At 39.7% G+C, this 5,523-nt stretch carries 8 protein-coding genes; 2 read left to right on the top strand and 6 right to left on the bottom strand.

Annotated elements, in window-relative coordinates:
• A partial coding sequence (locus Q0K35_RS01895; protein ID WP_294560983.1) for a hypothetical protein occupies positions 1-214 on the top strand: 214 nt, incomplete at its 5' end.
• On the opposite strand, the gene ppk1 is transcribed toward Q0K35_RS01895, so the two are convergent.
• The 6 genes from ppk1 to Q0K35_RS01865 form a co-directional block, all read right to left on the bottom strand.
• Positions 194-2,329, bottom strand: coding sequence for a polyphosphate kinase 1 (ppk1, locus tag Q0K35_RS01890; RefSeq protein ID WP_294560982.1), 2,136 nt, complete (start codon positions 2,327-2,329; stop codon positions 194-196). The two genes, Q0K35_RS01895 and ppk1, sit on opposite strands and share 21 nt — an antisense overlap.
• Positions 2,308-3,204, bottom strand: a complete 897-nt coding sequence (locus tag Q0K35_RS01885) for a hypothetical protein (RefSeq protein ID WP_294560981.1) — start codon at positions 3,202-3,204, stop codon at positions 2,308-2,310. The genes ppk1 and Q0K35_RS01885 overlap by 22 nt, the downstream gene beginning before the upstream one ends.
• A gap of 31 nt (positions 3,205-3,235) precedes the next feature.
• A complete protein-coding gene (locus Q0K35_RS01880) occupies positions 3,236-3,427 on the bottom strand; it encodes a hypothetical protein (RefSeq protein WP_294560980.1) in 192 nt (63 codons plus the stop codon).
• 72 nt (positions 3,428-3,499) lie between these two features.
• Entirely contained in the window at positions 3,500-4,138 is a 639-nt protein-coding gene (gene nth / locus Q0K35_RS01875) for an endonuclease III (protein ID WP_294560984.1), read from the bottom strand.
• Positions 4,128-4,634 carry a DnaD domain protein gene (locus tag Q0K35_RS01870; RefSeq protein WP_294560979.1) on the bottom strand — a complete coding sequence of 169 codons (507 nt, stop codon included), beginning with the start codon at positions 4,632-4,634 and terminating at the stop codon, positions 4,128-4,130. Before Q0K35_RS01870 ends, nth begins: the two co-directional genes overlap by 11 nt.
• Positions 4,631-5,083 carry a hypothetical protein gene (locus Q0K35_RS01865; RefSeq protein ID WP_294560978.1) on the bottom strand — a complete coding sequence of 151 codons (453 nt, stop codon included), beginning with the start codon at positions 5,081-5,083 and terminating at the stop codon, positions 4,631-4,633. Before Q0K35_RS01865 ends, Q0K35_RS01870 begins: the two co-directional genes overlap by 4 nt.
• 102 nt (positions 5,084-5,185) lie before the next feature.
• Here Q0K35_RS01865 and Q0K35_RS01860 point away from each other — a divergent pair.
• On the top strand, positions 5,186-5,523 hold a 338-nt coding region (locus tag Q0K35_RS01860; protein ID WP_294560977.1), incomplete at its 3' end, for a hypothetical protein.

Here is a 5,523-nt window from a genome sequence, read left to right as displayed (position 1 = left end):
AATCCATTTTGTGTGTGATAAACTACTTTCGTCCATGGACATCCTCCTTTGCTTAATGTCGTGGCTGTCAGACCCACTCCATTATAGCAAAGGAGCTTTTTGTTTTCTTTATCGCTATCGCTTCTTTAGCTCCACTTGCATAGCAAGTGGTTTTATAGAGAATAAAAGAATCACCAGTCCTGCTGGTGATTCATCACTTTCTGTTGCGCAATAATAATTCTCTCAAAAAATGCTTCAGATCTTTCTTTACAGGTTTTATGACAACCTGTTTATGCAAGCTTTCATCCATGAATGTCTGCTGGCTGTCGATCAAAGCTGTCCCTGCTTTATTTTTACGTACATAAGAGCCATCCGGCTGCAACAAGGAAGCCTTGGCAGTATCTGAAAGCTGTGTCTGAAGGATACGCAGGATCATTTCTCGGATATCCTCATCATAAACAGGAGCAGCGATCTCCACACGATGACGCAGATTACGTGTCATCAGATCAGCCGAAGAAATATAGAGCTTCATCTTGTCATTTTTACCGAAGCAGTAGATACGGGCATGCTCCAAAAAACGTCCGACGATACTGTTTACCACAATATGATCCGTATGTCCGATAATTCCCGGACGAATACAACAGATACCGCGCACGATCAGCTGGACATCCACACCTGCCCGGCTTGCCTCCTCCAGCTTATCGATCATATCCCTTTCCGTGATCGAGTTCACCTTGATGCAGATATAGCCCTCTTCCCCTTTGGCAATCTCTTCATCAATCAGGCGGATCAACGCTGATTTGATACCTAAGGGTGCCACTAAAAGCTCACGATATTCACCCTCAAGATTTTCAGTCATCATATTTCTGAAAAAGACGCTCGCATCCGTTCCTATTTCTTCACTGGCACTCATCAAACTGAGATCCGTGTACATGGCATTTGTTTTTTCATTATAATTTCCAGTACCGATCTGGGTAATAAAACGGAATTTACCCTTTTGTCGAAGCGTGATCAAACAGATCTTGCTGTGACACTTATAGTTTTCAAAACCATAAATGACCTTGCAGCCGGCTTCCTCCAGCATAGCTGACCATGCAATATTGTTTTCTTCATCAAAGCGGGCTCGCAGCTCCATCAAAGCAACGACCTCTTTACCGTTTTCGGCAGCCCGGCATAAGGCACGAATGATTTTTGAAGAAGAAGCCAGACGATAAATCGTGATCTTGATTGAAACGACATCTTCTCTGTCAGCTGCCTCATTCAATAGATGGATAAACGGATCTACCGAATCAAAAGGAAAGAACAGCAGTTTGTCTGATTTACGTATCTGTTCGATCATCGAGATATTTTTATCAAGATCATTGGGCCATCGCGGCACATAAGGCGTATAACAAAGCAAATCTTTGATCTTATCCGGAAGCTTTTTGATCAGCTCAAAAACATACTTCATGTTCAATGGTGTCGTATCTACATAAATCTGCCGGTTTTCTACATCAATGATCTTCAATAGCTCTTTTGAAAAAGCGTTGGATACTTTCTGGCTCAATTCCAGGCGTACGATCGCAAGGCTCGATCTCTTTTTCAAGATCTTTTTCATATAAGTACGGAAATCCGTATCGGCATCTTCAAATTTTTCCGGATCAAAGCTGACATCCGCATTTCTTGTCACACATAGGATGCAGGATTCGATTTCCTTATATTGACCATAAAGCGTAGAGGCCATTTTTAAAAGAATCTCTTCGATCCGAATGAAGCGTTTTTCATCCGGCAGCATGATCACTTGCGGCAACAAGGAAGGAACCGGTATGAACGCCATTGATTTCTTATTATCCTTTCCCTTGACAAGCGATGCGACATACAGCTGCTTATTACGAAAATGAGGCTTTGGATGACGATTATCTACGATCTGCGGTGAAAGGATCGGCAAGATCCTCTCATTAAAATAATGCTTCACAAACTTCGCTTCACTGACATTTAATTCTTTATAGGAAACATCTTTGATTTCATTTTGTAAAAGTGCTTCACAGACAGAAGCATAGATATTGGTCTTTCTTTCAATCAATCCCGGAATCGTCTGGTAGATATGATGCAGCTGTTCCTCAGCGCTCCATCCACTCTTATTGTCAATATCGTCCACCTTTGCCGAAGCAATATCAAAAAGACTGCCTACCCGAATCATGAAAAACTCGTCTAAGTTCGTTGAAAAAATAGAAATAAATTTCAATCTTTCCAAAGCCGGTACGCTCTCATCCATCGCTTCCTCCAATACACGCTGATTAAACCGCAGCCAGCTTAATTCTCTATTTTGCGTATATAAATAATCTTGCATTATCTTAGAATCCTTTGACAAAGATATCCCTCCCTGACACCATAATTACAGATCATAAGCTTCTCCACCTGAAAGCGATCCGCAATATCATAAAGAATCATAAATCCGGGAATGATCGTATGGATACGTTCCGGATCCACCTTCAGAATCACATTTGCAGCCTTCTTTTCATCACCTAGAAACAGCTCCTTGATCTTCTTTAAATGCTCATATGAAAGCAATTGCTCATCATCTGATACAAGTTGCAGAAATTTCGCAAATTTCAAAACAGATCTTGCCGTTCCGCCTGTACAAATAAGCTGTTTCTTCTTGCCGAAATCATCAAAATCAGAAGGAATCGCTTCATCGATCTCTTTTTCAATTCTCTTTAATGAACCCTTGCCCGGCAAAATCTTCTTGACACAGTCCTTATACAGCTTTAATGAACCGATTCGGAAGCTATTTGAAAAAAGCAGCCCATGATCGTCAAATATTGCGATTTCGGTACTGGCTCCCCCGATATCAATAAACACTCCTTCAGAAGCCGCGATTTCATGCATGACACCCACATAACCCAAAACGGTTTCTTCCTCCCCGGTAATGACATCAATATCAAAGCCTGTCCTCATTTTAATTTGAGCCAGGGCATCATCTGTATTGACGATATTCCGCAGGGAAGCTGTTGCGAAAACATGGACATGCTCATCTAAGGAAAGCAATCTTAATGTATTCTTAAACTCCAAAAGTCCCGTGCAGGCCCGCAAAATCCCTGCCTCACTGATACATCCGCTCTCCACATATCCCGCAAGAGCAGCCATAAACTTCTCTTTAAACAATATCTTAAAGTTTTTTTCTTCAACCTCATATACGGTCAGTCGCATTGAGTTTGATCCAATGTCAATCACTGCTTCTTTCATCTTGCCCTCCTGTCAAAAAAGCAGCAGTCGTTTAAGCCTCCTGCTGTTTCTCAGTTTCTTCTAAACGATCTTTGAAAATTAAAATCGCTTTTGCGCTTCCATTTATTGAAAAAGTAATGAACTCATAACCCAGCGCTTCCATCTCGTTGATCTTATCTTCAATTCTTTTCGCCATCTTCTCAGCCTTTGGCGAATATTTCACGACAACAGTCTTAACGCCCATATTTCCTCCCATACATGATGTATATGATAAAGGAAGCAATGTAAAATCTGCTATCACATTCATGTAAAATCATTACTTATTATGTCCAAGATTTTTATTTTTCTCACGACATATATCAATAAACGGACATTCACTGCATCTTGGATTCTTTGCCGTACAAAAATATCTGCCAAAGAAAATAAAGAGATGATGTGCACGATTCCATCTTTTTCTATCCAGCTTACGCTTTAGCTTCTGTTCCACCTGCAATACGCTATCCTGCGGCTTTGCCAGTCCCAGACGCTTGCTGATCCTTTCAACATGCGTATCCACGGCAAGTGCTGGTATGTCAAACGCAACGCTCATAACGACGTTTGCCGTCTTCCGTCCTACACCGCTGAGCGAAGTCAGCTGTTTCATGCTGGAAGGTACTTCTCCATCAAACCTCTCAACAAGCTCTTTGGCACAGGCAATAATGTTTTTTGCCTTATTGCGGTATAAGCCAATATTGTGAATCAGTGCTTCCACATCCTTTAAATCTGCACATGCCAATTCCTTTGCTGTCGGATATTTTTCAAATAAAGCCGGAGTCACCTTATTCACACTGGCATCGGTCGTCTGTGCTGAAAGGATGACCGCAATCAAAAGCTGAAAGGTCGATGCATGTTCAAGCTCACAATGAGCTTCAGGAAACATGATTTCTAATTGATCTAATAGTTCATCACTGCTTATCTTCTTCATGGGCACCATTCTCCAAAATACGATTGATATAATCAAAATTTAATATATTTCGCATGCTTGCATCACGCAATGCAAAGGTGATCGATCTTTCATCATAGGTATTCAGCCAATCACTGATCCTTTGAAGCTCATAAGGACTCAGTGGACGTTTAAACTCACTTTCAAATAAATCAAAGATATTCTTCTCAAAATGAAGCTCATTCTCCATCTGAAACAACCCATCGATATTGATATCAAAGCCCTGCGGAGTGACATCGATCTGCAGATAACCTTTTTGATGCAGCTGATCCAACAGATCATCAATCTCCTCCTCGCTTTTATTCAGCTTATTTTTCAATACATCAAAGCTGATGAGCGAATGTGTTTCATTAAGATATTGGACTAACAGGATCAAACAAAGCTGGGTATGGGTCAGATTCAAATTCTCCATTTCCTCAAAGATCCAGTACATCCGATTAAAATATTTCTTTTCATACCACTGTTTCATATCAAATTTCTCCTAAGATAATAAACGATCTCATAGGTATCATAATCATAATAGACCATCAGATCCCCTTCCTCTACCGCAAATACCATATTATCATAGCCATAGCCGATATTCACCGATGCATCTTCAATACCATAATCCGCTGCCACAAGAGCCTGAATATCCTCGATCATAGAATCATCATAATCCTTTTCCATGACCAGCTCGCCTTCATTATCAAAAAGATAAGCTTTTTCTCCATATACAGCACTATACGTCACATATTGAAAGCTATGACGATACAACGAATGAATAGAAGGAAAACGCCTTTGTACAACCGTAAGCACAGCCTCATCCTTTTTTGCTTCATATCGGGCAGGTCCGCTGATATTTAAACCAATATTCACAAATATTAAAAAAACAACGAGAAAAAGTAATCCGGCTGTTAAAGCAATTTTTTTAATATTCATAGCTTCACTCCTTATGACCTATTTTACCACATTTCATTTTTTTATAAAACACGTTGGCTTTTTTTTATATTGAAAATATGATAAAATGTCAACGGTGATAACATGTTGAAAAAAATACTCAAGATCGTAGCCATTCTTGTCGTTTTATTTTCCTTGCTTTTGATCATATCAAAATTCATATCCGATTATCGTCTTCACAAATACAACAACAGCGTGGTCAACGATGAGGTTTTTCCATATAATCAGATTGACAGTATCTTTGATAAAACAAACAGCGATACGATCTATGTTTTTCTCTACGATAAAGATTCTGATGACTGCATCTATTTAGATGAAGTATTATTAAAGGAAATCAGTTATGAACATAACGGCATTACCTTTGAAAATATCTATAAAGTCGAATATGAACAATCCTATCGTTCTTATATCCGTCAAATGAT

The organism is uncultured Traorella sp. (assembly GCF_944327115.1).
In the GTDB taxonomy this organism is placed as follows: domain Bacteria; phylum Bacillota_I; class Bacilli_A; order Erysipelotrichales; family Erysipelotrichaceae; genus Traorella.
This window is presented reverse-complemented; position numbering and strand designations above follow the sequence as displayed.